This is a genomic window from Streptomyces aureus (genome assembly GCF_001418135.1).
Taxonomy (GTDB): Bacteria; Actinomycetota; Actinomycetes; order Streptomycetales; family Streptomycetaceae; genus Streptomyces; species Streptomyces aureus_A.
The window spans coordinates 1-2,381 of sequence record NZ_LIPQ01000694.1; the positions used below are offsets into that span (position 1 = coordinate 1).

The 2,381-nt window shown below is 71.8% G+C and carries 1 protein-coding gene and 2 pseudogenes; 2 read left to right on the forward strand and 1 reads right to left on the reverse strand.

The genetic code is table 11. From position 1 onward, the window contains the following. Nucleotides 1–288, reverse strand: a pseudogene (locus tag AOK00_RS36205) (lipid-transfer protein); the annotation flags it as partial. 89 nt (nucleotides 289–377) lie between these two features. Between AOK00_RS36205 and AOK00_RS36210 the strand changes: the two are divergent. Then, complete coding sequence (locus AOK00_RS36210; RefSeq protein WP_055604327.1) at nucleotides 378–1,934, forward strand: FadD3 family acyl-CoA ligase; 1,557 nt, start codon at nucleotides 378–380, stop codon at nucleotides 1,932–1,934. Between the two features lie 112 nt (nucleotides 1,935–2,046). Then, nucleotides 2,047–2,381, forward strand: a pseudogene (locus AOK00_RS36215) (hypothetical protein); the annotation flags it as partial.

Sequence of the window (2,381 nt, forward strand, 5' to 3'; positions counted from 1 at the left end):
GGCGACGGCGGCGGCGGTTCCTGCGCCACCGTCGGCCATCTCGCCGCCGCCGTAGCCGACCTTGGAGAAGAAGGTGACGTCGCCGGCGCCGATGGCCTTGGCGACCTCGACCTCGTCGGTCTCCTCCATCGTGTACGAGGCGAAGCCGTCGACCTCGGAGGGTTCGATCCCGGCGTCGTCGAGCGCGGCGAGGATCGCCCGGCAGGCGAGTGTCCTCTCCGTCTCGGGGAGCTGTTTCGCGAAGGCGGTCTGACCTATGCCGACGATGGCCGTGGCGTCCTTGAGCACCGAACCTCCTCATGGGGCAGCACTGCTGACAGCACGTCAGGCTACAACTAATCTGACGGATAGTCAGCTACAGGAGGTTGGGTATGGACATGCGCGGCGACCTGGAGTGGGGCACGATCCCCGGTCTCGTCCGAGCGGCCGCCGAGCGGTACGGCGCGCGGGAGGCCGTCGTCGACGGCCGCAACCGCGTCAGCTACGCCGAACTCGGCGAACGCGTCGAACGGGCCGCGGCCGCCTGTCTCGCCACCGGCATACGGGTGGGGGACCGGGTCGCGATCTGGGCTCCCAACACCCTCGACTGGATCGTCTCCGCGCTCGGCGCCGTCACCGCCGGCGCCGTCCTCGTCCCGCTGAACACCCGCTTCAAGGGCACCGAGGCGGCGTACGTCCTCCAGCGCTCCCGCGCCCGGCTGCTCTTCGTCACCGGCACCTTCCTCGGTACCTCGTACGTGGCCTCCCTGCGCCGCTCCGGGGTCGCGCTCCCGGACCTGGAGAGGGTCGTGGTCCTCGGCGACACCGCGCCCGAGGAGTGGACGACCTGGAAGGAGTTCCTGGCCGAGGGGGACACCGTCCCGGCGGGCCGGGTCCGCGCGCGGGCCGCCGCCATCGACCCCGCGGCCCCCTCGGACATCATCTACACCTCCGGCACCACCGGCCGTCCCAAGGGCGCCGTCATCAGCCACGCCCAGAGCCTGCGGTGCTACGCGATCTGGTCCGAGCTCGCGGGCCTGCGCGAGGGCGACCGCTATCTCGTGGTCAACCCCTTCTTCCACACCTTCGGCTACAAGGCCGGGATCCTCGCCTGCCTGATGCGGGGGGCAGTGATCGTCCCGCAGTCGGTCTTCACGGTCGACACGGTCCTCGCCAACATCGCCGCCGAGCGCGTCACCGTCCTCCCCGGTCCGCCCACCCTCCACCAGTCCCTCCTGGACCACCCGGCCCGCGGGGGCCACGACCTCTCCACCCTCCGCCTCGTCGTCACGGGCGCGGCGGTGGTCCCCCTGCGCCTCGTCGAGCGCCTCCGCTCCGACCTGGGCGTCGGCACGGTCCTCACGGCGTACGGCCTCTCCGAGGCGAGCGGCATCGTCACCATGTGCCGCCGCGAGGACCCGGCCGCGACGGTGGCCACCACGTCGGGCCGCGCGATCCCCGGCACGGAGGTCCGCGTCTCGTCGACGGGCGAGGTCCTGGTGCGCGGCCACAACGTGATGGCCGGCTACTTCGAGGACGAGGCGGAGACGGCGGCGGCGATCGACGAGGACGGCTGGCTCCACACGGGAGACATCGGCGTCCTCGACGAGGAGGGCAACCTGCGCATCACCGACCGCCTCAAGGACATGTTCATCGTGGGCGGCTTCAACGCCTATCCGGCCGAGATCGAACAGCTCCTCGGCCTCCACCCGGACGTCGCGGACGTCGCCGTCATCGGCATCCCGGACCCGAGGCTGGGGGAGGTGGGCAAGGCGTTCGCGGTCCGGAGGCCGGGCGCGAGGGTCACGGCGGACGACCTGATCGCCTGGTCGCGGCGGGAGATGGCGAACTTCAAGGTGCCGAGGGAGGTCGAGTTCGTGACCGAGCTGCCGAGGAACGCGAGCGGGAAGGTGGTGAAGGGCGAGCTGAGGGCGAGGTGTCCGGGCGCCGCCTGAGTCCGTCCGCCCGTCCGTGCGCCGTCGAGCGGAGTGCAACCGTCCGCCGCCGTGTACACGTCATAGAGGCAGTCCTCGGCGAACCGCAGTCCCACCTCCCCTGGAGCAGCCCGTGTCCTCGCCAGCGCCTTCCGAGATCCCCCTCACCCTGACCCCGCAGCAGGCGGCCCAGGGCGTGATCATCACCGTCACGCTGCCGACCGGCCCCGCCCACCTCAGCGTCCGCCCCTGCCGCCACGGCGAACTCGTCGCCGCACGGCTGGGCGAGGGCACGGTGTACCTGCGCATCACCGTCGCCGGCGGACAGAAGAAGGGCGGCATCCTCGGCTGCCTGGTCCCGCTCGCCGTGATCGGCGCGATCATCGGGGGCTCGTACGTCCTGAACGACGACAAGGACGACCGGGCGGGCTCGACGGGCCCCGGCCCGATCCCGACGTTCTCCTACCC